The following is a 21670-nucleotide window of genomic DNA, read 5'->3' as shown; positions in this document are numbered from 1 at the left end:
GCTCCACGAAGTCTGCAATCGCGCGCAAGGCTGGCGCTGTTCATTTCCTGCGGACCCATCAGCGGCTATTGGTAGCTCATCGTGAAGGTCGCCCTGCCATAGGCCATGCCAGGTGTCACGCTGCCGGCTGTCTGCACCAGGCGCGCGCTCAGCGGAATCTTCAGGCTGTTCTGCCCCTGTGCGACCTGGCCCGCATTCCATTGGTTGGCATTGCCCAGGCTGCCGGAGTCGGGGCCGAAGCTCACGGGCACGTTGTTTCTCAGTACCTGTATGCCGACACCCCGGGCCTTGGAATTTTGGGCCAGCGTCAGCGTGCTCGATCGGTTGGTCGCCTGGGTGGCATCCGTCAGCGTGATGAAGGCGGTCAGGCGTGTATTGGCTTCGCCTCCCGCGCAGGTCAACTCGATGCTGAAGTCCTTGGCTGCCGTGACGGTCCCGATTCCCTTGAAATCGGCGAACGGGGTGGGGGCCATGGTCACGTCGATCTTGCCCGTGGACACCCGGCAGGTCGGTGGCCTGGGGCGGCTGCTGACGTTGACGGTGATGCCACTCGAAAAGAATACCGTGGCCAGCAAGTCACGGGCATTGCTGGTCCCAGAGTAGATTCGTGCGAAGCTGCCATTCAGGGAGCCGCCAGATGTGAGTTCTCCGGTTTTCACGAGCTCGAGGGTCATGTTGTTGCTTGGCAGTGAATGGAATATGCCCTGTTTCAGCATGGACCCTGAATAAGGCGCGGCTCTTTCCCATGTGATTTTCATGCCCAGGTTGGGAATGGCGGTGGAATATATTCCACCGCTTTCCGTTCCAATGCCTTCTATGTAATAAAAATCATTGTCGCAAGAAATGTGGTAGCTGCCGGCTCCGGTATTTTGTAAATTCATTGTCCTGGAATAGACAACGCTGCCAATCGGATAATTTTCATTGACGATGGTGGGGGTGTTGGCTGAACCCGGAAACTGGGCATTCCAGCCCTGGGAGGAACAACGGGCCCAGGATGAAATAGGGGCCATACAAAAAATCAAGAGGAGAGGCGTGGCCAATGCATGGCGCAAGATGGCTGTGAAAGACATGCTGTGAACTCCAGCCTGGAAGATATGGATCAATGCCTTGGGACAGGTGGCATAGGGCGCGATATCCGGCCAATGTACTGACCTGCATGCGGCCTTGGAATTGGAGCGTTCTGAAAATAAACTCGGAATCATCCGAGTCCGGGGTGATCGGGCGGTCCGCAACTGGCTCTCGCCCGGGTTGGGGCAGAGAGGCTCCCGCAAGGCGCTGCGCTCTCCATGTTTCCTCCATAAAGCCTGCAACCTCGCGCAAGCTTGGCCGCGTCCAATGGCTATCCGGGGACATGGTTCCCTGGCCTCGTTTTCCCGGCCCTCCCCTCGATCATCCCCTCCCGCCTGTCCATCCCGTGAACCACGCCGCCGCGACGCATCGCCTCTCCAGCCTGTGCCTGGGCGCCGCCCTGGCGCTGGCCGGTTGCTCCTCGCCGCCTCCGGCGCAGCTTGACGGCTCGGTGCCCACGCAGTGGACGCAGCCCCTGCCAGCCGCCGCGCCGGGTGCACCTGGCTCGGCCGCAGCGCCCGACCTGCAGGGCTGGTGGAAGGCCTGGGGCGACGAATCCCTCAACACCCTGGTCGAGGAGGCGCTGGCCGCCAACCTCGACCTGTCCCAGGCCCAGTCGCGCCTGCGCCAGCAACGGCTGCTGGCCGGCACGGCCGGTTCGGCCTTCCGGCCCGTGTTCACGGCCGGTGCGCGCACGCTGCAGGACATTGCGGCCATCGACTCGTATTTCCACGCCAGCATCGACGTGAGCTGGGACCTGGGCCTGTTCGGCGCCCGCGAGGCCGGCGAGCGCAATGCCGCCGCCTCCGTGCTTGACGCACGGGGCCGACTGCAGGCGGCCCGCGTGGCCCTGGTGGCCGATGTGGTCCACCGCTATCTGGACATCCGCATGGCCCAGCGCCAGCGCGCCCTGATCGACGAACAGGCACTGCTGGATGCGCGTGCCCTGCAACTGGCCCAGGTGCGCCAGCAGCAGCGCCTGGGCACGGCAGAGGCCGTGCACCAGCTGCAACTGCAGGCCGGCCAGAGCGCCGCCTTGCGTGCCAGCCTGCGCGAAACCCAGGCCCGCAGCGCCCACATGCTGGCCGCCTTGCTGGGCCGCACGCGGCCCGATGCGCAGTGGCTGCAGGCCGATGCCAAGGCCCCGCTGCCCGGCCCCCAGGCACTGGGCGTGGCCGCCCTGCCGGCCGACCTGCTGCGCACGCGCCCCGACATCCAGGTGGCGCAGGCCGCCGTGGAACGCGCGGCGGCCGAGCAGGGCATTGCGCATGCGGCGCTGTATCCGCGCTTCGTGATCGGCGGCTCGCTGCTGTACTCGTTCAACATCACCCAGAACCTGCGTACCACGCAGGACAACGCACCCACCTTCGGGCCGCAGATCGACATTCCCCTGTTCGACTGGGGCCGCCGCCGCTCCCAGGCCGACGCCAGCGAGCTGGCGCTGCAGGCCGCCATCCAGGCCTACCGCCAGAGCGTGCTCGACGGCGTGGCCGAGGTCGAGTCCGCACTGGCCGCGCTGGACGCCCAGCGCGAGCGCATCGCCTCGCTGCAGTCCACCCAGCAGGTGCTGGCCGAGCGCGAGCGCGTGCAGGACCAGCGCCTGAAGCTGGGCCTGGACAGCGAATTCGGCGGCCTGGCGCCCCGTCGCGCCGCGCTGCAGGCGCGCAGCGAGCAGACCACGGCCCTGGCCGCCCATGCGCTGGCCTACGTGGCGCTGTACAAGGCCCTGGGCGGCGCGCCGCTGCCGGCCGAGGACCAGGACGCTGCCGACAGCGGCATGGCTCCACTGGCTCCGCTCGCACAAGGAGCGCCCTCATGATCGCCCTGGCACGCAAGACGCTGGTGCACGAGTGGCGCCGCTTCATTCCCTCCGTCTTCGCCGTGGGCTTCTCCGGCGTGCTGCTGGCCATGCAGGCCGCGCTGGTGCTGGGCATCTTCGGATCGGCCGCGCTGTATGTGACGGCTTCCTCGGCCGACCTGTGGATCGGCTATCCGGGCACGCAGAGCGTGAACTTCGGGCGCACCATCGGCCGCGATGTGGACATGCGCTTGCGCATGGACCCCGATGTCGCGGCGGTCGAGCCTTATGTCTGGGTGGACGGCGACTGGCGCTCGGACTCGGGGGCCGGCGGCGCGGCGAGCGAGCACGGCGGCGGCGTGTCGGTCTACCTGTCGGGCATTGCCACCGATGACGCCTCCATGCTGTTTTCCCACGTGCTCCAGCCCTGGCAGCGCCAGCGCCTGCGCGAGACCGGCGCCGTGATCGTGGACCGGGCCGACCTGCAGACCCTGGGCACCAGCGAAGGCGGCGTGGCCTGGGTCAACAACCACCGCGTGCAGGTGGTGGCGGCCGTGGACGGCCTGCGTGGCCTGGGCGGCGTGAACGTATTGGCCTCGCTGGCCACGGCCCGCGAGATTGCGGGCGACCCCGGCCAGGGCAGCACCTACTTCGTGGCGCGCGTGCGCCCGGGCGCCTCGGCCAAGGCCGTGAAGCAGCGTCTGAACCAGCCCACACCCAGCTTCGGCCCCTACGAGGCCTGGACGGCCAGGGAATTCGCGCGGCGTTCGCAGCGCTACTGGATGTTCGACACGGGCGCCGGCGCGGGCGTGCTGTTCATGGCCGTCATCGTCTGCCTGGTGGGCTCGGTGGTCACCAGCCAGTCGCTCAAGGCCGTGGTGGCCGCTTCCTCGCGCGAGTACGCCGTGCTCAACGCGCTGGGCGTGAGCCGCGCGGCACTGGGCCGCGTGGTGGTCGAGCAGGCCTGCTGGATCGGCGGCCTGGGCTTTGTGATGGCCGCGCTGGCCAGCGCCGTATTGCTGGCCCTGGCCATGGCCTACCGCGTGCCCGTGGCGCTGAACGCATCGGCCGTGCTGGCCTGCGCCGTGCTGGTGGCCGTGCTGTCCCTGCTGTCGGGCCTGGGCGCCATGCGCAGCCTGCTGCGTGCCGACCCGGCCACGCTGCTGCGCTGAAGACGGCCAGACCCCATGAACGTGATGAATGCCCACTCCCCCGCGCCCACGGCGGCGCCCCGCACGGCACCCAGCCTGGAGGCCGTGCGCCTGTGCAAGTCCTTTCTGTCGGGCATGGTCAGCGTGCAGGTGCTGCAAGGCCTGTCCGTGTCGCTGTACCCGAGCGAGCTGAGCCTGATCTCCGGGCCCTCGGGCTGCGGCAAGAGCACGCTGCTGTCGCTGATGTCGGGCCTGCAGGCGCCCGACAGCGGCCACGCCATGGCGCTGGGCGAGGACCTGGGCAAGCTGGGCACGCGGGCGCTGGAGAAATTCCGCCTGCGCCACACGGGCTTCGTCTTCCAGGGCTTCAACCTGTTCCCGGCGCTGACGGCCATCGAGCAGGTGCAGCTGCCCCTGGGCTACATGGGCCTGCGCAGCGACGAGGCCCTGCGCCGCGCGCAGCAGGCGCTGGACGAGGTCGGCCTGTCCCACCGCGCCCACATGCGCCCGGCCGAACTGTCGGGCGGCGAAAAGCAGCGCGTGGCCATCGCCCGCGCCATGGCCAAGGCGCCGCAGCTGCTGTTTGCCGACGAACCCACGAGTGCGCTGGATGCCGAAAGCGGCCAGCGCGTCATCGACATCCTGCACCGCGCGGCGCGCAACCATGGCACGACCGTGCTGTGCGTGAGCCATGACCCGCGCCTGGTGCGCCATGCCGACCGCGTGCTCGGCATGGAGGACGGCGCCATCCGCAGCGACTGGCGCCAGACCTCCCCGTTGAAGGAAAAAGAATGAAGTACCCCCTGAGCGGCCTTGCCGCGTCCACTGCCGGTCTGGCTGCGGCGCTGGCCGCCGCCGCGCTGCTGGCGGGCTGCGGTCCTTCGCACGATGCGCCTGCCAATGCCGGCCAGGCCAGCGCCAAGGCGCAGCAAAACGGCCCGGCGGCCGTGGCCGTGGCGCGCGGCAAGATCGAGGTGGAAGGCGGCCTGCTGGACCTGTCGCCCGCCGTGGCCGGCGTGGTGCAGCAGCTGTCCGTCAAGGAAGGCCAGTCCGTGCAGCGCGGCCAGTTGCTGCTGAGGCTGGCCGACGATACGGGCCAGGCCGACCTGGCCGTGGCCGAGTCCGAGGCCCAGCTGGCCAAGGCCCGCCAGAAGGCGCGCGCCGCGCGCCTGCCCCAGCTCAAGCAGACCCTGTCGCGCTGGCAGGCCGCAGCGCGCGAGGGCGCCGCCGATGCGCAGAACGTGGACGAGGCCGCGCAGGCGCTGCGCGATGCCCAGGCCGAGATCGACGTGGCCGCGGCCGAGGCCCAGGTGGCACAGCGCAAGCTCGAACAATTGCGCGCCCAGCACAAGCGCCAGGAACTGCGCGCGCCCGAGGCCGGCACCGTGGTGCGCCTGGCCACCCACGCGGGCAGCCAGGCCGTGCCCGGCACGCCGGATGTGGTGCTGCTGCCGCAGCGCCCGCTGCAGGTGCGCGCCGAAATCAACGAAAGCTTCGCCGCCGCCGTGCGCGAAGGCATGCGGGCCACGGTGACGCTGGACGCCGATGGCGCCGCACAGCAGCAACTGCCCTCGGCACGCGTGCTGCGCATCAGCCCCGTCTATGGCACGGCGCGGCTGCAGGACGACCAGCAGCGCGGGCCGGTGCGTGTCATCGAGTGCGTGCTGGTCTTCGAGCAAGCTCCCGCCGCCGCCGTGCGCGTGGGTCAAAACGTAAGGGTGCAGTTTCATGAATAAGCGCATTCCCCTGTATCTGGATACCGCCGCCCCCGGCTGGATGGTGCAAAGCGACTTCGACGGCACGATCAGCCTGCTGGACGTGACCGACACCCTGCTCAACCGCTTCGGCAAGCCCGGCTGGCAGGAACTGGAAGATGCCTGGGAGCGCGGCGAGATCGGCTCGCGCGAATGCATGAAGGGCCAGGTCGCGCTGCTGGACATGGACGAGGCCGAACTGCGCGCCCACCTGGACACCATTGAGATCGACCCCGGCTTTGCCGGCTTCGTGGCGGCCGCCCAGGCCCACGGCATGGTGGTGCAGGTGGTCAGCGACGGCATCGACTACGCCATACGCCATGTGCTGGAGCGCCATGGCCTGGGCCATCTGCAGGTCATCGCCAACCGCCTGGTGCAGACCGGCGAGCGCAACTGGCGCCTGGACTCTCCCTGGGCCAGCGCGCAGTGCGCGCGCGCCAGCGGCAACTGCAAGTGCGAGCGCCTGGCCGAGCAGCAGGCCCTGCACGGCCGCGTGCTCTATGTGGGCGACAGCACCTCGGACTTCTGCGTCTCGGGACGGGCCGATTTCGTGCTGGCCAAGTACAAGTTGATCGCCCACTGCGAAAGCCGGGGCATCGCCCATGCGCCCTTCGAGCATTTCGAGCAGGCCACGGCCCTCCTCGACAAGGTCGTCCTGGGCCTGGAGGCGCTGGCATGAACATGGCCGATGGATTCGACGTCGTTCAGCGCAGCGAGCCTGCCACGGGGCTGGACAGCGTCTGCGTGACCAAGCATGAATTCGTCATGCCCGGCACGGGCGCGGCCGCGCGCACCGGCGTGCTGCTGGTGCACGGGCTTACTGGCACGCCGGCCGAGATGCGCCTGCTGGCCAAGGGGCTGAACAAGCAGGGCTTCACCGTCTATGCGGTCCAGCTGGCCGGCCATTGCGGCAGCATGGAAGATCTCGTGGACACGCGCTGGACCGACTGGCTGGCCAGCGTGGAGGCCGGCCTGCAGCGGCTGTCGCAGCACATGGACCATGTGGTGGTCGGCGGCCTGTCCATGGGCGCCGTGCTCTCCCTGGCCGTGGCCCAGCGCCACCCCGACAAGGTGGACGGCGTCTGCGCCCTGTCCACCACCTTCCGCTACGACGGCTGGAGCATTCCCTTCTACACGCGCCTGGCCTTTTTGCTGCCGCTGTTCCGCGCGCTGGGCATTGGCCGCCACAGCGTGTTCATGGAGCAGCCGCCCTACGGCATCAAGGACGAGGCCCTGCGCGCGCGCGTGGTCGAGCAAATGCATTCGGGCGACAGCGCGGCGGCCGGCCTGCCGGGCAATCCCTGGTGGTCCATCATCGAGCTGCGCCGCCTCTCGGCCCATGTGCTGGCGCGCCTGCCCCAGCTGCGCTCGCCCTGCCTGGTCATCCATGCGCGCAACGACGACATCTCGTCGGTGGCCAACGCCCATGACATCGTGCATGGCGCCAGCCAGGCCCATGTCGAGCTGGTGCTGCTGGACAACAGCTACCACATGGTCACCATCGACCGCGACCGCCGCACCGTGATCGCGCGCACCACCGAATTCGTGGCGCGCATCGCCAGCGGTGCCGCCCCCCGCGAGGTGCGGGCTGCGGAGGCCGCACGGCATGGGCAGTGATCTCTCGCCGCTGGTCATCACGCTGTGGGTGCTGAACGTGCTGGTGGACAGCGGGGGCCAGCTGGCCTTCAAGGCCGCCGCCAGCCAGCCCGGTGACCTCGACGGCCTGGCACGCTGGCGCTTCATGGCCTCCAGGCCCTGGCTGTGGCTGGGCGTGGGCTGCTACGTGGCCGAGTTCGTGCTGTGGCTGGCCTTTCTCTCGCTGGTGCCGCTGTCCGAGGGCGTGCTGCTGGGCTCCATCAACATCGTGGCCATCATGATCGCGGGCCGGCTGCTGTTTGCCGAGAAGCTGGCACCCATGCGCGTGGCAGGCATCGTTCTGGTGTCCGTCGGCGTCGCCATCGTGGGCCTCCATTGAAATGAAGCGCTTTTATTTCATCGGCTTTCTGGTGCTCATGGCCTTCGACACGCTGGCCCAGCTGAGCTTCAAGCAGGCCGGCAATGCGGCGCTGCCGCTGGAGTTCTCCACGGCCTGGCTGGCGCGCGTGTTCGGCCAGCCCTGGATCTATGGCGCCTTCGTGGGCTACATCGGCGCCTTTTTCTCGTGGATGACCTTGCTCAAGCGCGCGCCCATCGGCCCGGCCTTTGCGGCATCGCACCTGGAGATTCTTTCCGTGCTGGCGCTGTCGTACTGGTTGTTCGACGAGCGCATAGGCATGCCCCAGATCATCGGCTGCCTGTTCATCGTGGCCGGCATCGCCTGTCTGGCCGTCAGCGAGACGCAGGAGGCCGAGGGGCCCTGCGCAGACGATGACACGCCGGGCCATGCGGGCGGCAACCCGGGCGCGGGCTCGGCCAGCGCGGGCGCCGCGCATCTGGCGGCCTCGGCCGAGCACGGCTCGCACCGTGGCTGAACGCGTGCTGCCGCCCACGGCGGGCCTGCCGCTGCGCGCGGCCGACCTGCTGCCCTGGGGCGACGCGGACCTGGCGACGGCGCTGGCGCAGTGGCTGGGCGTGCCCGCCGTGCAGCTTGAATGCTCGGGCACCTCGGCGCTGATGGTGGCGTTGCAGACCCTGCGCCGCCTGGCGCCGGGCCGCAGCGAAGTCATCGCACCCGCCTATACCTGCCCGCTGGTGGCCCTGGCCGTGGCGCACTGCGGCCTGCAACTGCGCCTGTGCGATCTGCATCCCGACACGCTGGACATGGACCCCACGCGCCTGCGCGCCCTGTGCAGCGAACGCACCCTGGCCGTGCTGCCCACGCATCTGTGCGGCCGCGTGGCCGACGTGGCCACGGCCGTGGACTGCGCGCGCGCCGTAGGCGCCTGGGTGGTGGAGGACGCGGCCCAGGCCCTGGGCGCGCGCCTGCGCGGCGAGTCCGTGGGCTGGCAGGGCGATGTGGGCTTCTACAGCCTGGCCGTGGGCAAGGGCCTGACCACCTTCGAGGGTGGCGTGCTGCTGGCGCGCGACCCCGCGCTGCGCGAGGCACTGCGCGAGACACATGCGGCCAGCGTGCGCCAGGACCGGGGCTGGGAGTTGCGCCGCAGCCTGGAGCTGCTGGGCTATGCGGCGCTGTACCGCCCCGCCGGGCTGGACCTGGCCTATGGCCGTCCCCTGCGCGATGCGCTGTCGCGCAGCGACTGGGTGCAGGCCGCCGGCGATGATTTCGACGACGCCATTCCCTGCCATGAACTGGGCGCCTGGCGCCGCCGCGTGGGCCGGCGCGCGCTGGCGCGGCTGGCGGATTTCCAGCAGCAACTGCAGCGCCAGGCCCGTGAGCGCGGCGCCTGGCTGTCGGCCATCGATGGGGTCGAGGTGGTGGGTGACACCGTGCCGGGTGCGCAAGGCGTCTGGCCCGTGCTGCTGCTGCGCCTGCGCGATGCAGCCACGCGCGATGCGCTGCTGCGCGCGCAATGGGGGCGGGGCTGGGGTTTGTCGCTGCCCTTCGTCCATGTGCTGCCCGACTATGGCCGCTACGACCATGTACTGGGCCTGGCGCGCCAGGACGTGGTGGACCAGGGGCGCGACTGGGCACAGCGCCTGGTGGCCGTGGGCAACAGCCTGTGGTTCGACGACGCGCGCTTTGGCGATCTGGTCGAGGTGCTGGAAAGCGCCACAGTGCAGGCTGCCGCCTGACGTCGTGGTCCCGGCTCCTCAACTGGCCTGCTGCAGACGCTCCACCAGGCGCTCGTTGAACGCATGCTGGCCCAGCTGCCAGGTGGCCAGCGTCTGTGCGTCGATCTGCGTGTCCTGGCCGTCTCCGGCGCTCATCCAGCGCTTCCACCAGGTCGTGTAGCGCCAGGAGGACACATCGCCCGTGATGTCGCTGCCCACGATCTGGCCGGCCAGCGCGCCGATGATGTCCAGGGCCTCGCCTTCCTGCATGCGACCCTGGTCCCAGTTGGTGCGCACCACCTCGGGCGCGAACACGTCCTTGTCGATGCTCAGGTAGGTGGGCTGGGCCTGCTCGCGCAGCATGCGCGCCAGCGTGCGCGACAGGTCGGCCACGCTGGCAAAGCCGCGAAAGGCGGCATCCACGCCCAGGCGGCGCGCCCAGCCCGTGTCCACGCCCGCGCTCCAGTAGCTCAGGCGGCCGGCGCGCAGCGGCGTGAGGTAGTTCTCCCAGGCGTGCGCGCGGCCGATGTCGCCGGAGGTGATGCCGGCCACATGCACATGCGAGACGGCCGGATGCAGGGCCACGTGCCGCACCCAGGAGCCGCAGTGCACGCCCCAGGGAAAGCGCATGTTGTCGGGGTGGTTGTCCAGCACGACCACGCGCAGCGGCCGGCCCGCGGACAGGGCCTGGGCGGTGATGCAGCGCTCGATCAGCGGCCAGCTCAGGTGGTGGAAGTCGCCACTGCCCATGAGGGCCGTGCCATGCGCGGCGGGCAGTTGCGCATCGAGCGCCGCGCGGAACTGCGCAAAGCGGCGCAGGCCGCAGCCAAAGCGCACCTGCTCCTGCCAGTCCTGCAGCGGCAGGCGCAGCTCGCCGGGCAAGGTCCCCACCGAGCCATCCACATCCAGCACGACCGGCTGGGCATTCAGTTCTGTTCGCTCCATTGGCGATCGCTTTCGAAGTGGCCGGCAAAGCGCCGGCCCAGTGCGCGCAGCAGCGGATTGCGGATGAAGACCGCATGCTGCGTGAAGGTGAAGCTGGCGCCCAGCTGGGCCTTGACCTCGGGGTCGGTCCAGCCGGCCACGTAGTGGCTCAGGCCGCGTTCGATGGCGTATTCAAGGTTGACCATCCAGCTCACGAAGTAGAGATTGGCCTCGCGCGCGGCCGGGTAGGACAGGCCGATGTACTTGTCGATCAGCTTGCCGCCGTGCTCGAAGCACAGGTTCCAGCCCAGCAGCGCGCCGGGCGTGCCGTCGTCCTGCAGCGCGCGGTACTCGAACACGGTGCCTCCGTTGCCTGCATCGCGCAGCAGGGCCGCGAAGAAATCGCGCGTGAGTTTGTCGAAGTGGATCTCGCTTTGCGCATACACCGCATCGAACAGCGCGTAGTAGGCATCGACGCAGGCGTCATCGGCAAAGGCCGCGCCCGTGGGAATGCGCTGCACCTGCAGCTGCGCGCGGCTCCTGAGCTTGCGGCGCAGGTTCTGGCGGCGGCTCCTGGACAGGCGCGCAAGGTATTCGTCCAGGCTGGAGAAGTCGATGGGCACATGGGCCAGGGCCTGGCCTTCGACCAGGATGAAGCCGGCATCGGCCAGGGCCTGCGCCAGCGCCCGTGCGTGGGCGTTGTCGGCGTCCGGCAGCAGCGGGGAATCCTGGGGCAGATCCTTGACGATGGTCAGCATGCGCCGGCCTGCGCGCGCACGCAGCGCGGCAGCCTGCTGGGCGGCAGGGATGCCCATGGGCAGCACGGCGTACTCGCTGACCGTGGTGCCCACGAAGTCGGTGGACAGTCGCAGCCGGCGCGACAGCCAGCCGCCACCGGGCAACGACAAAAGACGCGCCTTGAGCGCGTCGTCCGCCGTGGTCAGAAGATCGAAGGGCGCCGTGAAGGCCGGCGCCGGCCAGTCCTGCAGCAGTGCGAAGCCCTCGGGAGGATGGGCCGCGAACTGCGCGAGCAGGCCTGGGGGTTCGAGCTGGTTGTGCAGGCGCTCTGCGGGCATCGCGCCTTCAGGCCGCCTTGGCTTTCGTGAGCAACTGGTCCAGCAGGACCATGGCTTCGTCGATCTCGGGGCGCGAGATCATCAGCGAGGGCGCGAAGGTGATCACGTTCTTGTAGTAGCCGCCCACGTCCAGCACCAGGCCGCGTTTCTGGCCCTGGTATTCCAGGCCGCCTTCGAGGCCGATGTCCACCATCTTGTCCAGCAGCGCCTTGTTGGGCGTGAAGCCGTCTTCGGTGCAGATCTCGGCGCGCAGCGCCAGGCCCAGGCCGTCCACATCGCCGATTTCCTTGTGGCGCTTTTGCAGCTCCTTGAGGCCTTCGAGGAAGTAGGCGCCCGATTCGCGCACCTGGCGGCCGAAGTCCATCTCGTGGGTCATCTTCATGACTTCCAGGCCCAGGGCCGTGCCCAGCGGGTTGGAGGCGAAGGTGGAGTGGGTCGATCCCGGCGGGAAGATGGTGGGGTTGATCAGCTCCTCGCGCGCCCACAGGCCCGACAGGGCGTTGAGGCCGTTGGTCAGCGCCTTGGCGAAGACCAGCACGTCGGGCTTGACGCCGAAGTTCTCCACCGACCACAGCGTGCCGGTGCGCCAGAAGCCCATCTGGATTTCATCGACCACCATCAGCACGCCGTGGTCGTCCAGCACCTTCTTGAGGCCCTTGAAGAAGTTGGGCGGCGGCACGACGTAGCCGCCCGTGCCCTGGATGGGCTCCACGTAGAAGGCCGCGTACTCGCACTGGTTGGTCTTGGGGTCCCAGATGGCGTGGTACTCGTTCTCGAACTTGCGCGCGAATTCCCGGACGATGGAGTCCGCGTATTCCTCGGACGTCATGCCCTTGGGGCGGCGGAACGGGTAGGGGAAGGGGATGAACTGCGCGCGGTCGCCGAAGTGGCCGTAGCGGCGGCGGTAGCGGTAGCTGGAGGTGATGCTGGAGGCGCCCAGCGTGCGGCCGTGGTAGCCGCCCTCGAAGGCGAACATCAGGCTCTTGCCGCCGCTGGCATTGCGCACGACCTTGAGCGAGTCCTCGATGGCCTGGGCGCCGCCCACGTTGAAGTGCACGCGGCCGGCATGGCCCCACTTGCGCTCCGCATCCTGGGCGATGAACTTGGCCAGTTCGATCTTGGTGGGGTGCAGGTACTGGCTGGCGACCTGGGGCAGGGTCTGCAGCTGCTCGATCATCTTCTGCTCGAGGCGCTTGTTCTTGTAGCCGAAGTTCACGGCCGAATACCACATCTGCAGATCAAGGTAGGGCGTGCCGGCCTCGTCGTACATGTAGCTGCCTTCGCAGCCCGAGAAAATCTTGGGCGGGTTGACGTAGTGGACGGTATCCCCGAACGAGCAGTACTTGGCTTCGTCGGCCAGAAGTTGGGCGTTATTGATCACAGCAAAGGGCTCCAGATATTCAGCCGCCGCAGTGTGAGCGGGCAATCTTGCTGCGCTGTCGAGTCTTTGTGTGGGGTTTGTGGAGGAGGCCCGCGCGGTGCCTGGATCGGCCCCTGTGACGTAAATGAGACAAAACAAATGATAATCATTATCAATTGATGGGAGAATCGCGGAAAGCCAGCAGGAACAATCACACACGGGGGGAGCAATGGTCTCGCAAGAGCACTCCGCGGACAGGTCGGCAGCTAGCCAGCAACCCTCTTTCCCCGATTCCCGCCATGGCTGTGTCTTCGCGTTCGTCTTTCCTCTCCCTCTCCCGCAATCCCTCGCGCACGCCGGTATTGCGGCACAGCCTGCTGGCCGTGGCCGTGCAGGCCGCCGTGATCGGTCTGGCCTCGCCCGGCGCCTGGGCACAGACGCAGACGCATGCGCAGACTGCGGACGATGAGGCCCGGCTGATGGCACAGGCTCCCACCAAGGCGCTGGCCCAGGTCGATGTGGTCGATGCAGCCGAGCCCGTGCAGCGCACGCCGGGCGCCTCCACCACCGTCAGCGGCCCGGCGCTGGAGCAGGCCGGCAGCATGGCCGACGTGGTGCGCTACCAGCCCCTGGTCTCCGCGCCGGGCACGGCCTCGGGCACCAGCCGCAACCGCAGCAGCTTCGACCGCTCGGGCACCACGGGCTACAACATCCGCGGCATCGAGGGCAACCGCATCGGCATGGATGTGGACGGCGTCGAGATGCCCGACGCCACCACGCGCCCCTATGTGAGCCGTGTCGGCGCCAACACCTTCGGCGTGGGCCGCGACTTCATCGACCCCGAGATGTTCTCGGCCGTGGACATCCTCTCCGGCACCACCACGGCGCGGCGCGCGGCCGGTGGCATTGGCGGCTCGGTGGGCTTTCGCACCAAGTCCGCCGAGGACTACCTGGTGGGCGGCAAGACCTCCTACCTGGGCGGCAAGATCGGCCACGACACGGCCGACCGCTCCTGGAACGAGAGCTTCACGGCCGCTGGCCGCTCGGGCGACCTCGACGGCCTGATCGCCTACTCGCGCCGCGACGGACGCGAGACGCGCAACCACAGCGCCATCGTCAACAGCTATCCCGACGACTGGAACTCCAACGCGCTGCTGCTCAAGGGCGGCCTGCGCATCAACCCGGCCCACCGCCTGGTGCTGTCGGCCGACCTGTACCGCCGCAAGAACGACACCTCCTTCCACGGCTGGGACACCACCAACACCAGCATCACCGAAAGCTCGCGCCAGAACAGCGACACCAGTCGCAACACGCTGCAGCTGCAGCACCTGTGGACACCGGCCGGCGCCTGGGTGGACCAGCTGGACACGCGGCTGTACTTCCAGAACACGGACACCAACGACGTCACCGACACCACCACGCTGGCCACGGGCGCCAAGGTGCACAACGTCTCCGGCAACGAGACGCGCACCTGGGGTTTCTCGAGCACGGGCGACAAGCGCATCGACCGCCACCGCCTGAGCTTTGGCGTCAATGCATCGACACAGGACACGGAGCGTCCGTGGAACGTTTTCGCTACCGGCACGCCCGTTATGAAGCCCCAGCCCGACACCACCACCCGCCGCTACGGCGCCTTCCTGCAGGACGAGATCAGCTTCCAGGCCGGTGGCCGCCGCCTGGCGCTGATTCCCGCGCTGCGCGTGGACCGCGTGGAGATCAAGACGCGCGACCTGGACAACTTCGTCTCGGGCGTGCTCACGGCCGCCGACGTGGAAAAGATTTACGGCGGCACGCGCGGCAACACCATCCTCAGCCCCAGCCTGGCCCTGGTCTATGACCTCACGCCCACGTTCAGCGCCTATGCCCAGTTCAAGCGCAGCGGGCGAGCGCCCTCGGCCGGCGAGATCTTCGGCTCGTGGAACATGGCCAGCAACTACAACGCGGCAGGCCAGTACGCCCTGGTCGGCAACCCCAACCTGAAGGAGGAAAGCAGCAATGCCTTCGACTTCGGCCTCAAGGGTTCGCCCACGCCGGGCGTGACCTTCAACAGCTCGGTCTTCTATACCAGGTACTCCGACTTCATCGCCTACACGCGCTACCTGCGCGCGGGCCGTCCCGACCTGTTCGTCAACGTGCCCGCCCACATCGGCACCATCTACCAGGCCGAGAACCGCGACAGCGCAAAGATCTACGGCTTCGAGGCCAGCGCGCGCCTGGACCACGGCCAGTGGATGCCCGCCGCCAGGGGCCTGTACTCCACCTGGGCGCTGGGCATCAGCCGCGGCACCTCCAAGTCCTACTACGCAGGCGACAAGGATGTGCCGCTGGACAGCGTGCTGCCGCGCAAGGCCATCGTCGGCGTGGGCTATGACGCACCGGCCCGGCAATGGGGCCTGAACCTGACCGGCACCTTCGTCGCGGGCAAGCAGGCCGTGGCCACCAACCGCGACAGCTACCTGAACGCGGGCACCGGCCTGACCGACTCGACCACCGAGCTGTTCCGCGTGCCCGGCTATGCCATCTTCGACCTGGCCGGCTACTGGCAGGTCGCAAAGAACGTGCGCCTGAACGCCGGCATCTACAACCTGGGCGACAAGCGCTACTGGGACTATTCCAGCACCCGCAGCCTGCAGCCCGGCGTGGCGCGCGACCGACGCGACATCGAGCTGCTGAGCAACCCGGGCCGCACCTTCGCCGTGTCCATGAACGTTGCGTTCTGAGCACCCTGCGCACCATGCCATTGCATCCACGCCACCTTCACTTGCCGCGTGGCGCGGATCCGAGGAGTTTCTCCAGGGGCCGGCCGGCCTTCCCTACAGCGGCGGTGTCGGCCGGAAAGCCTCCACCACCATCGCAGCCGCCGCCGTATCTGCCTACTTCAGGAGTCGTTTCATGATCGAGTTCTCTCTGTCCCACCGCATGCTGGCCGCTGCCGGCCTGGCGGCCCTGCTCACCGCCTGCGCATCGCCCACGGCACCGTCCGCCAGCGGCCCGGCCCAGCCTGCGGGCGGGCATGGCCAGTCTGCCTTCATGGGCAGCTACGACGCCAACCGTGATGGCGTGGTCACGCGCCAGGAGTACGACACCGTGCGCAAGCAGCGCTTCCTGGCCGGCGACACCAATGGCGACGGCTGGCTCAGCGAGAAGGAGTACGTGGACGAGTTCGAGGCCCGCCTCAAGCAGCAGTACGCGGGCCGCCAGCCCGACGAGCGCTATGCCCAGTCCATGAAGCAGGCCCATGTGCGCTTCGGCATCGTGGACAGGAACCGCGACGGCAAATACACCGTGGAAGAAGACATGGCCATCGCCGAACGCAGCTTCAAGGAAGCCGACTTCAACGCCGATGGCGTCGTGGACAAGAACGACGTCAAGAAGCCCTGAGCGGACATGGCCAAAACCCCATCCAAGCGATTGGCCTGGTGGCTGCCGCTGCTGTCGGCCGTGTGCATCTCCGCCCAGGCCCACACGCCCTACCTGCTGCCCACCAGCTTCGAGGCTTCGCCCCGGGCCGTCATCAGCGTGGACGCCAGCTTTGCCGACAAGTTCTTCATCCCCGAAGTGGCTTTTGGCGAAACGCGCTTCACCGTGACGGCGCCCGACGGCTCGGTCACGCCCGTGGCCGATGTGCGCCAGTTCAAGACCCGCACCGTGGCCGAGCACCAACTGCCCGACGAGAAGGGCACCTACCGCGTGAGCACCGGCCCGCGCCTGGGCGCCGTCTTCCGTTCGTGGGAGCGCAACGGCAAGGTGGAGACCGCGCGTGATCCCGCCACGCCCACGCCGGCCGATGCCAGGCTGCTGAGCCATTACCAGTCGCTGTCGGTCTCCGAGACCTACATCACGGTGGGCAAGCCCAGCCGGGCCGCACTCGCGCCCTCAGGCAAGGGCCTGGAGATCGTGCCCGTCACGCATCCCGCCGACCTGTTCGCGGGCGAGAAGTTCGACTTCACCGTGCAATACGACGGCAAGCCGCTGGCCGCGCAGAAGGTGGAAATCTTCCGCTCGGCCATGGACCTGGCCAGCCAGCACAGCGTGGATGCACTGACCACCGATGGCGAGGGCCGCATCTCCTACGCCCTGCCCAAGTCCGGCATCTACCTGGCCCTGGTGCGCTACCGCGCCGACGCCCCCGCCGGCGCCGCCGCGCCGCAGTACGGCAACAACTACACGCTGACCTTCAGGGTGCTGGCGCAGTAAGGGGTTCCGGTTTCACGAAAAAGGCCTGCCGCCATGGAGGTGCAGGCCTTTTCTCATGGTGAAGCCCAGCCCCATGCGATGTGCATGAGGGCTATGCGCCTCAACCCGTGGCCACCACCCGCAGCACCTCGGCGCCATAGGCGTCCAGCTTCTTGGCGCCCATGCCGCTGATGCCCTGCAGGTCGTCCAGCGAGGCCGGGTTGCGTTCGGCAATGGCCGCCAGCGTGGCGTCGTGGAAGATCACGTAGGCGGGCAGGTTGTGCTCGCGCGCGACCTCGGCGCGCCAGGCCTTGAGGTTGATGAAGCGCACCTGGGCATCGGGGCCCAGGCTGGCGGCGGCCGCGTTGGGCTGGGTGGCGCGCTTGGAGGTGCGCGTGCGTGGCGCGGCCACGGCCTCGCGCAGCTGCACGGGGACATTGCCGCGCAGCACGTCGCGCGAGCCATCGGCCAGGCACAGGGTGTCGAAGCTGTGGCCGCTGTTCTCGCTGGTGATCTTGTGCAGGCCCAGGGCGCCCGTGGCCAGCAGCTGGCGCATCACGCCGCGCAGCTGGGGCTCGCTGTAGTCCTTGCCCAGGCCGAAGGTGGAGATCTTGTCGTGGCCGTACTGGCGCACCTTCTCGGTGTCCTTGCCGCGCAGCACGTCCATGATGTGGCCTGCGCCAAAGGTCAGCTGGCTGGCCTCGTGCACGCGGTAGATGGTGGACAGCAGCTTGCGCGCGGCGTCCGTGCCATCCCACAGGGCCGGGGGCTCCATGCAGTTGTCGCAGTTGCCGCAGGCGGTCTTTGCCACGCGCTGCAGCGGCCGGCCTTCAATGTCCGTCTCTGCGTCTTCTCCCGGTGCGCCCAGGCCGTACTGCTCGCCGAAGTAGGCCAGCAGCCGCACGCGGCGGCAGTCCGTGGCCTCGGCCAGGCCCAGCAGGGCATCGAGCTTGCCGCGCATGACCTGCTTGAAGGTGTCCTCGGCCGGGCTTTCGTCGATCATGCGGCGCTGGTTGACCACGTCGGACAGGCCGTAGGCCATCCAGGCATCGGCGGGCAGCCCGTCGCGGCCTGCGCGGCCGGTTTCCTGGTAGTAGCCCTCGATGTTCTTGGGCATGTCCACGTGGGCCACGAAGCGCACGTCGGGCTTGTTGATGCCCATGCCGAAGGCGATGGTGGCGACGATGACGATGCCGTCCTCGCGCAGGAAGCGGTCCTGGTGCAGCTGGCGCGTCTCGAAGGGCAGGCCCGCGTGGTAAGGCAGGGCGGGCACGCCGGCTTGGCTCAGCGTCTGGGCCAGCTCCTCCACGCGCTTGCGCGACTGGCAATAGACCACGCCGGCCTCGCCCTCGTGCTCGCGCTCTATGAAGCGCAGCAGCTGGTTGCTGACGTCCTTCTTCTCGGCGATGCGGTAGCGGATGTTGGGGCGGTCGAAGCTGCTGACGAAATGCCGCGCGCTCTCCAGTTGCAGCCGCTCGACGATGTCGGCGCGCGTGAGTGCGTCGGCCGTGGCCGTGAGCGCAATGCGCGGCACGCCCGCATAGCGTTCGTGCAGCACGCTCAGCGCGCGGTACTCGGGCCGGAAGTCATGGCCCCACTGGCTCACGCAGTGCGCCTCGTCGATGGCGAACAGCGACAGCTTGCCCTGGGCATGCAGGTCGTCGAGCAGGCCCAGGAAGCGCGGCGTGTTCAGGCGCTCGGGCGCGGCATACAGCAATGTGATGTCGCCGCTTTGCAGGCGCCATTCGACTTCCTGCGTCTCGTCATAGGACAGCGTGGAGTTCAGGTAGGCCGCGCTCACGCCGGCCTCGTGCAGCGCGCCGACCTGGTCGTGCATGAGCGCGATCAGCGGCGACACCACCACCGCCACGCCGTGGCCCTGCTGCTGGCGCACGATGGCCGGCACCTGGTAGCACAGGCTCTTGCCGCCGCCCGTGGGCATGAGCACCAGCGCATCGCCGCCGGCGACCACGTGCGAGACGATGGCTTCCTGCGGACCGCGGAATTGTTCGTAGCCGAACACGGCTTGCAGGACGGAATGCGCGGCGGACAACGGGGACTTCTTTCGGCAGAGGCGGCTGGCGCGGGAGGGAGCGGGATGCGGGCGCTTCCCGCAAAAAATGCGCTGCGGCCCGAAGGCCGCAACAGCCGCCATTTTGCGCCCCCTCGCAAGGTCCAGGGAAGACCTGGGGTTTGAGCCGCTCTGCATCAATGGCCTTTTCCGGGCGCGAGGGTGCCATTTTCAGATTTCTCCTAGCCACCCGCTGCTGCATTCAGCTGCCGCCCAGCACCCCGCGCGCAATGATGCTGCGCTGCACCTCGGACGAGCCTTCGTAGATGCGCAGGATGCGTGCATCGCGCACCAGGCGCTCCAGCGGCATTTCGCGCGTGTAGCCGTAGCCGCCGTGAATCTGCAGGGCTTCATCGGTGACGAAGCCCACCATTTCGGACGCATGGAGCTTGGCCATGGCCGAGTGCTGGGTGAAGGGCTGGCCGGCCTGGCGCAAGGCCAGGGCCTGCATGGTCAGTGCCCACGATGCCTCCAGGCGCAGCTTCATGTCTGCCAGCTTCCACTGGATGCCCTGTTTCGTGGCCAGTGGCTCGCCGCCGACCAGGCGCTGATTGGCCCATTGCGCGGCGGCGGCCAGGGCGGCCTCGGCCACGCCCAGGGCGGTGGCCGCCACGTCCAGGCGGCTGTTGTCCAGCACCTTCATCGCCGTCTTGAAGCCTGTGCCCTCGGCGCCCAGCCGGTGGCTGGCAGGCACGCGCACGCCGTCCAGCGATACCTCGAAGGCATGGCCGCCGCGGATGCCCATGAGCTTTTCGGGCGCCGAGATCTGGATGCCGGGCAGATCGCGCGGCACGATGAAGGCGCTGACGCCGCGCGCGCCGGCCTGCATGTCGGTCTTGGCGAAGACCACCATGAAGCGTGCCTCGGCGGCGTTGGAGATGAAGTGCTTGACGCCCGTGATCAGATAGTCGTCCCCATCACGCACGGCGCGCGTGCGCATGTCGGCCGGGTGGGAGCCGCCGCGCGGCTCGGTCAGCGCAAAGGCGGCCAGCCATTCGCCGCTGGCGCAGCGCGGCAGCCACTGCTGGCGCTGGGCGTCGTCGCCGCCGATGAGCACGGCGTCCGTGCCCAGGTAGTGGGCGCCGATCATGGACGAGGTGGCCGCGCAGGCGCGCGAGATGGCCACCAGGGACAGCAGCATGGCCGTGGGCGTGACGCCGGGGCCACCCAGCGCCTCGGGCAGGTTCATTCCCATCACGCCCAGGGCTGCCAGGCCCGGCACATGGCAGGTGGCGGACAGTGCCTCTTCGTCCATGCGCTGCGCCAGCGGGGCGAGTGAGTCGTCGGCAAATCGGGCCACGGCATCGGCAATGGCGTGGTCTTCGGCGGTGGTGCCCAGTCGTTGGAAGTTCATGGAAGTTCGCTCAATGTGATGGGGAAGAGGGGGCCGCGCCTGCGGTGCCCAGGGCACCGGATGCGCGCAGCGCGGCAATGGCTTCGGCGCCCCGGCCCAGCCACTGCGAGAGCAGGGCGTCGGTGTGCTCGCCCAGGGCCGGTGCGCGCTCGGCGCGGTTGGGTGCGGCGCCGCTGAAATGCACGGGCTGGGTGGGCAGGCGCAGGCCCGGCAGGCGCTCGTCCTGCACCGCGCCGAGCAGGCCGCGCGCCTGGCTCTGGGGCGACTCCAGCGCCTGGGCAATGTTCCAGATGGGGGCGGCGGGCACGCCCGCCGCATCCAGCGCGGCCACCACCTGCGCCACTTCATGCTGGCCGGCCCAGGCCTCGATGGCCGCGCGCAGCGCGGGTTCGTGGGCCGAGCGTGATTCATCGCTGGCAAAGCGCGGGTCGCCGGCCAGGCTGCCAAGTTCCATGGCCTGCAGGGCGGCAGCGAACAGCTTGTTGTTGAGCACGGCCAGCGCGAAGTGGCCGTCGCCTGCGCGGTACACGCCGAAGGGGGCCGACAGCGGATGGCGGTTGCCCACGCGGCGCGCGGGCCGGCCCGTGAACAGGTAGCGCGCCACCGAGGTGGCCAGAAAGCTCAGCGTGGTGTCGAACATGGCCACGTCCACCTGCTGGCCCTGCCCGGTGGCGCGGGCCTGCAGCAGCGCGGCCAGCGTGGCCCAGGAGGCGAACAGGCCGGCCACCACGTCGCTGACGGCCTCGCCCACCACGGTGGGCGCGCCATCGGGCTCGCCCGTGGCCTCCATGAGGCCGCTCATGGCCTGCACGATGATGTCGTAGGCCGGCCGGTGGGCCAGCGGCCCGGTCTGGCCGAAGCCCGAGACGCTGACATAGACCAGGCGCGGATTGAGCGCCCGCAACTGGCTTGCGCCTATGCCCAGGCGCTCGGCCACGCCGGGGCGGAAGTTCTCCACCACCACGTCGGCCTGGGCCGCCATCTCGTGGACCAGGGCCACGGCCTCGGGGTGCTTGAGGTCCAGCACCAGGCTTTGCTTGTTGCGGTTCATCACCGTGAACAGCGCGCTTTCTCCGTTGTTCATGGGGCCGATGGCGCGGTAGTCGTCGCCCTGCGGCGGCTCGATCTTGACGACCTCGGCGCCCAGGTCGGCCAGCAGGGCCGTGGACAGCGGCCCGGCCAGCACGCGCGTGAAGTCGAGGATGCGCACGCCGTCCAGCGGGCGGGCGGTGAGGGGGGTGGACTCGGTCATGGGTGCAGCCTTGG

The 21670-nt window shown here is 68.8% G+C and carries 19 protein-coding genes; 12 read left to right on the top strand and 7 right to left on the bottom strand.

The window, feature by feature from the left end:
* Nucleotides 1-65: 65 nt before the first annotated feature.
* Nucleotides 66-1070, bottom strand: coding sequence for a fimbrial protein (locus LGR64_RS27555; protein WP_141832992.1), 1005 nt, complete (start codon nucleotides 1068-1070; stop codon nucleotides 66-68).
* Between the two features lie 344 nt (nucleotides 1071-1414).
* Between LGR64_RS27555 and LGR64_RS27550 the strand changes: the two genes are divergently transcribed.
* Genes LGR64_RS27550 through LGR64_RS27510 form a run of 9 tightly spaced genes read left to right on the top strand, consistent with a single transcriptional unit; the run spans nucleotide 1415 to nucleotide 9464 of the window.
* Nucleotides 1415-2887 carry an efflux transporter outer membrane subunit gene (locus tag LGR64_RS27550; protein WP_043823333.1) on the top strand — a complete coding sequence of 491 codons (1473 nt, stop codon included), beginning with the start codon at nucleotides 1415-1417 and terminating at the stop codon, nucleotides 2885-2887.
* Nucleotides 2884-4038, top strand: a complete 1155-nt coding sequence (locus tag LGR64_RS27545; protein ID WP_034397592.1) for an ABC transporter permease — start codon at nucleotides 2884-2886, stop codon at nucleotides 4036-4038. Before LGR64_RS27550 ends, LGR64_RS27545 begins: the two co-directional genes overlap by 4 nt.
* Before the next feature lie 15 nt (nucleotides 4039-4053).
* A complete protein-coding gene (locus tag LGR64_RS27540; protein ID WP_013800028.1) occupies nucleotides 4054-4812 on the top strand; it encodes an ABC transporter ATP-binding protein in 759 nt (252 codons plus the stop codon).
* On the top strand, nucleotides 4809-5753 hold the full coding sequence (locus LGR64_RS27535; protein ID WP_141832988.1) for an HlyD family secretion protein: 945 nt from the start codon (nucleotides 4809-4811) through the stop codon (nucleotides 5751-5753). The genes LGR64_RS27540 and LGR64_RS27535 overlap by 4 nt, the downstream gene beginning before the upstream one ends.
* A complete protein-coding gene (locus tag LGR64_RS27530) occupies nucleotides 5746-6450 on the top strand; it encodes an MtnX-like HAD-IB family phosphatase (protein ID WP_141832984.1) in 705 nt (234 codons plus the stop codon). Before LGR64_RS27535 ends, LGR64_RS27530 begins: the two co-directional genes overlap by 8 nt.
* Nucleotides 6447-7388, top strand: a complete 942-nt coding sequence (locus LGR64_RS27525; protein WP_141832982.1) for an alpha/beta hydrolase — start codon at nucleotides 6447-6449, stop codon at nucleotides 7386-7388. The genes LGR64_RS27530 and LGR64_RS27525 overlap by 4 nt, the downstream gene beginning before the upstream one ends.
* Nucleotides 7378-7746, top strand: coding sequence for an EamA family transporter (locus LGR64_RS27520; protein ID WP_141832980.1), 369 nt, complete (start codon nucleotides 7378-7380; stop codon nucleotides 7744-7746). Before LGR64_RS27525 ends, LGR64_RS27520 begins: the two co-directional genes overlap by 11 nt.
* Nucleotide 7747: 1 nt before the next feature.
* Nucleotides 7748-8242, top strand: coding sequence for a DMT family transporter (locus LGR64_RS27515; RefSeq protein ID WP_230357408.1), 495 nt, complete (start codon nucleotides 7748-7750; stop codon nucleotides 8240-8242).
* Nucleotides 8235-9464, top strand: a complete 1230-nt coding sequence (locus tag LGR64_RS27510; RefSeq protein ID WP_141832978.1) for a DegT/DnrJ/EryC1/StrS family aminotransferase — start codon at nucleotides 8235-8237, stop codon at nucleotides 9462-9464. The genes LGR64_RS27515 and LGR64_RS27510 overlap by 8 nt, the downstream gene beginning before the upstream one ends.
* An 18-nt stretch (nucleotides 9465-9482) precedes the next feature.
* Here the strand turns inward: LGR64_RS27510 and LGR64_RS27505 are convergent, their stop codons facing one another.
* The 3 genes from LGR64_RS27505 to LGR64_RS27495 are packed head-to-tail and all read right to left on the bottom strand — an operon-like array spanning nucleotide 9483 to nucleotide 12824.
* The gene (locus tag LGR64_RS27505) at nucleotides 9483-10388 is read right to left on the bottom strand and encodes a hypothetical protein (RefSeq protein WP_141832976.1); all 906 of its coding nucleotides are present in this window, start codon (nucleotides 10386-10388) and stop codon (nucleotides 9483-9485) included.
* Entirely contained in the window at nucleotides 10370-11443 is a 1074-nt protein-coding gene (locus LGR64_RS27500; protein WP_141832974.1) for a GNAT family N-acetyltransferase, read from the bottom strand. The genes LGR64_RS27505 and LGR64_RS27500 overlap by 19 nt, the downstream gene beginning before the upstream one ends.
* Nucleotides 11444-11450: 7 nt before the next feature.
* A complete protein-coding gene (locus LGR64_RS27495; RefSeq protein ID WP_034397609.1) occupies nucleotides 11451-12824 on the bottom strand; it encodes an aspartate aminotransferase family protein in 1374 nt (457 codons plus the stop codon).
* 278 nt (nucleotides 12825-13102) lie between these two features.
* Here LGR64_RS27495 and LGR64_RS27490 point away from each other — a divergent pair, with 278 nt between their 5' ends.
* The 3 genes from LGR64_RS27490 (at nucleotide 13103) to LGR64_RS27480 (ending at nucleotide 17000) form a co-directional block, all read left to right on the top strand.
* Entirely contained in the window at nucleotides 13103-15523 is a 2421-nt protein-coding gene (locus LGR64_RS27490) for a TonB-dependent hemoglobin/transferrin/lactoferrin family receptor (protein WP_141832972.1), read from the top strand.
* A gap of 172 nt (nucleotides 15524-15695) precedes the next feature.
* Entirely contained in the window at nucleotides 15696-16184 is a 489-nt protein-coding gene (locus tag LGR64_RS27485) for a hypothetical protein (RefSeq protein ID WP_141832970.1), read from the top strand.
* 6 nt (nucleotides 16185-16190) lie between these two features.
* A complete protein-coding gene (locus tag LGR64_RS27480) occupies nucleotides 16191-17000 on the top strand; it encodes a DUF4198 domain-containing protein (protein WP_141832968.1) in 810 nt (269 codons plus the stop codon).
* A gap of 100 nt (nucleotides 17001-17100) precedes the next feature.
* On the opposite strand, the gene LGR64_RS27475 is transcribed toward LGR64_RS27480, so the two are convergent.
* The 3 genes from LGR64_RS27475 to LGR64_RS27465 form a co-directional block, all read right to left on the bottom strand.
* Nucleotides 17101-19032: a RecQ family ATP-dependent DNA helicase gene (locus tag LGR64_RS27475; RefSeq protein WP_034397618.1), complete on the bottom strand. Its 1932-nt coding sequence runs from the start codon at nucleotides 19030-19032 to the stop codon at nucleotides 17101-17103.
* A gap of 220 nt (nucleotides 19033-19252) precedes the next feature.
* Entirely contained in the window at nucleotides 19253-20404 is a 1152-nt protein-coding gene (locus LGR64_RS27470) for an acyl-CoA dehydrogenase family protein (RefSeq protein ID WP_230357406.1), read from the bottom strand.
* A gap of 10 nt (nucleotides 20405-20414) precedes the next feature.
* A complete protein-coding gene (locus LGR64_RS27465; protein WP_230357404.1) occupies nucleotides 20415-21656 on the bottom strand; it encodes a CaiB/BaiF CoA transferase family protein in 1242 nt (413 codons plus the stop codon).
* Nucleotides 21657-21670: the final 14 nt, after the last annotated feature.

Source organism: Delftia sp. Lp-1 (assembly GCF_020523835.1).
In the GTDB taxonomy this organism is placed as follows: domain Bacteria; phylum Pseudomonadota; class Gammaproteobacteria; order Burkholderiales; family Burkholderiaceae_C; genus Comamonas; species Comamonas acidovorans.
Note: the sequence above shows the minus strand (reverse complement) of the source record. Positions and strands in the feature narration are given on the sequence as shown.

Excerpts from the sequence above, each read along its gene's own strand:
- LGR64_RS27555 (WP_141832992.1), bottom strand. The coding sequence starts at position 1,070 with ATGTCTTTCACAGCCATCTTGCGCCATGCATTGGCCACGCCTCTCCTC.
- LGR64_RS27545 (WP_034397592.1), top strand. The coding sequence starts at position 2,884 with ATGATCGCCCTGGCACGCAAGACGCTGGTGCACGAGTGGCGCCGCTTC.
- LGR64_RS27540 (WP_013800028.1), top strand. The coding sequence starts at position 4,054 with ATGAACGTGATGAATGCCCACTCCCCCGCGCCCACGGCGGCGCCCCGC.
- LGR64_RS27535 (WP_141832988.1), top strand. The coding sequence starts at position 4,809 with ATGAAGTACCCCCTGAGCGGCCTTGCCGCGTCCACTGCCGGTCTGGCT.
- LGR64_RS27530 (WP_141832984.1), top strand. The coding sequence starts at position 5,746 with ATGAATAAGCGCATTCCCCTGTATCTGGATACCGCCGCCCCCGGCTGG.
- LGR64_RS27525 (WP_141832982.1), top strand. The coding sequence starts at position 6,447 with ATGAACATGGCCGATGGATTCGACGTCGTTCAGCGCAGCGAGCCTGCC.
- LGR64_RS27520 (WP_141832980.1), top strand. The coding sequence starts at position 7,378 with ATGGGCAGTGATCTCTCGCCGCTGGTCATCACGCTGTGGGTGCTGAAC.
- LGR64_RS27515 (WP_230357408.1), top strand. The coding sequence starts at position 7,748 with ATGAAGCGCTTTTATTTCATCGGCTTTCTGGTGCTCATGGCCTTCGAC.
- LGR64_RS27505 (WP_141832976.1), bottom strand. The coding sequence starts at position 10,388 with ATGGAGCGAACAGAACTGAATGCCCAGCCGGTCGTGCTGGATGTGGAT.
- LGR64_RS27500 (WP_141832974.1), bottom strand. The coding sequence starts at position 11,443 with ATGCCCGCAGAGCGCCTGCACAACCAGCTCGAACCCCCAGGCCTGCTC.
- LGR64_RS27490 (WP_141832972.1), top strand. The coding sequence starts at position 13,103 with ATGGCTGTGTCTTCGCGTTCGTCTTTCCTCTCCCTCTCCCGCAATCCC.
- LGR64_RS27485 (WP_141832970.1), top strand. The coding sequence starts at position 15,696 with ATGATCGAGTTCTCTCTGTCCCACCGCATGCTGGCCGCTGCCGGCCTG.
- LGR64_RS27480 (WP_141832968.1), top strand. The coding sequence starts at position 16,191 with ATGGCCAAAACCCCATCCAAGCGATTGGCCTGGTGGCTGCCGCTGCTG.
- LGR64_RS27470 (WP_230357406.1), bottom strand. The coding sequence starts at position 20,404 with ATGAACTTCCAACGACTGGGCACCACCGCCGAAGACCACGCCATTGCC.
- LGR64_RS27465 (WP_230357404.1), bottom strand. The coding sequence starts at position 21,656 with ATGACCGAGTCCACCCCCCTCACCGCCCGCCCGCTGGACGGCGTGCGC.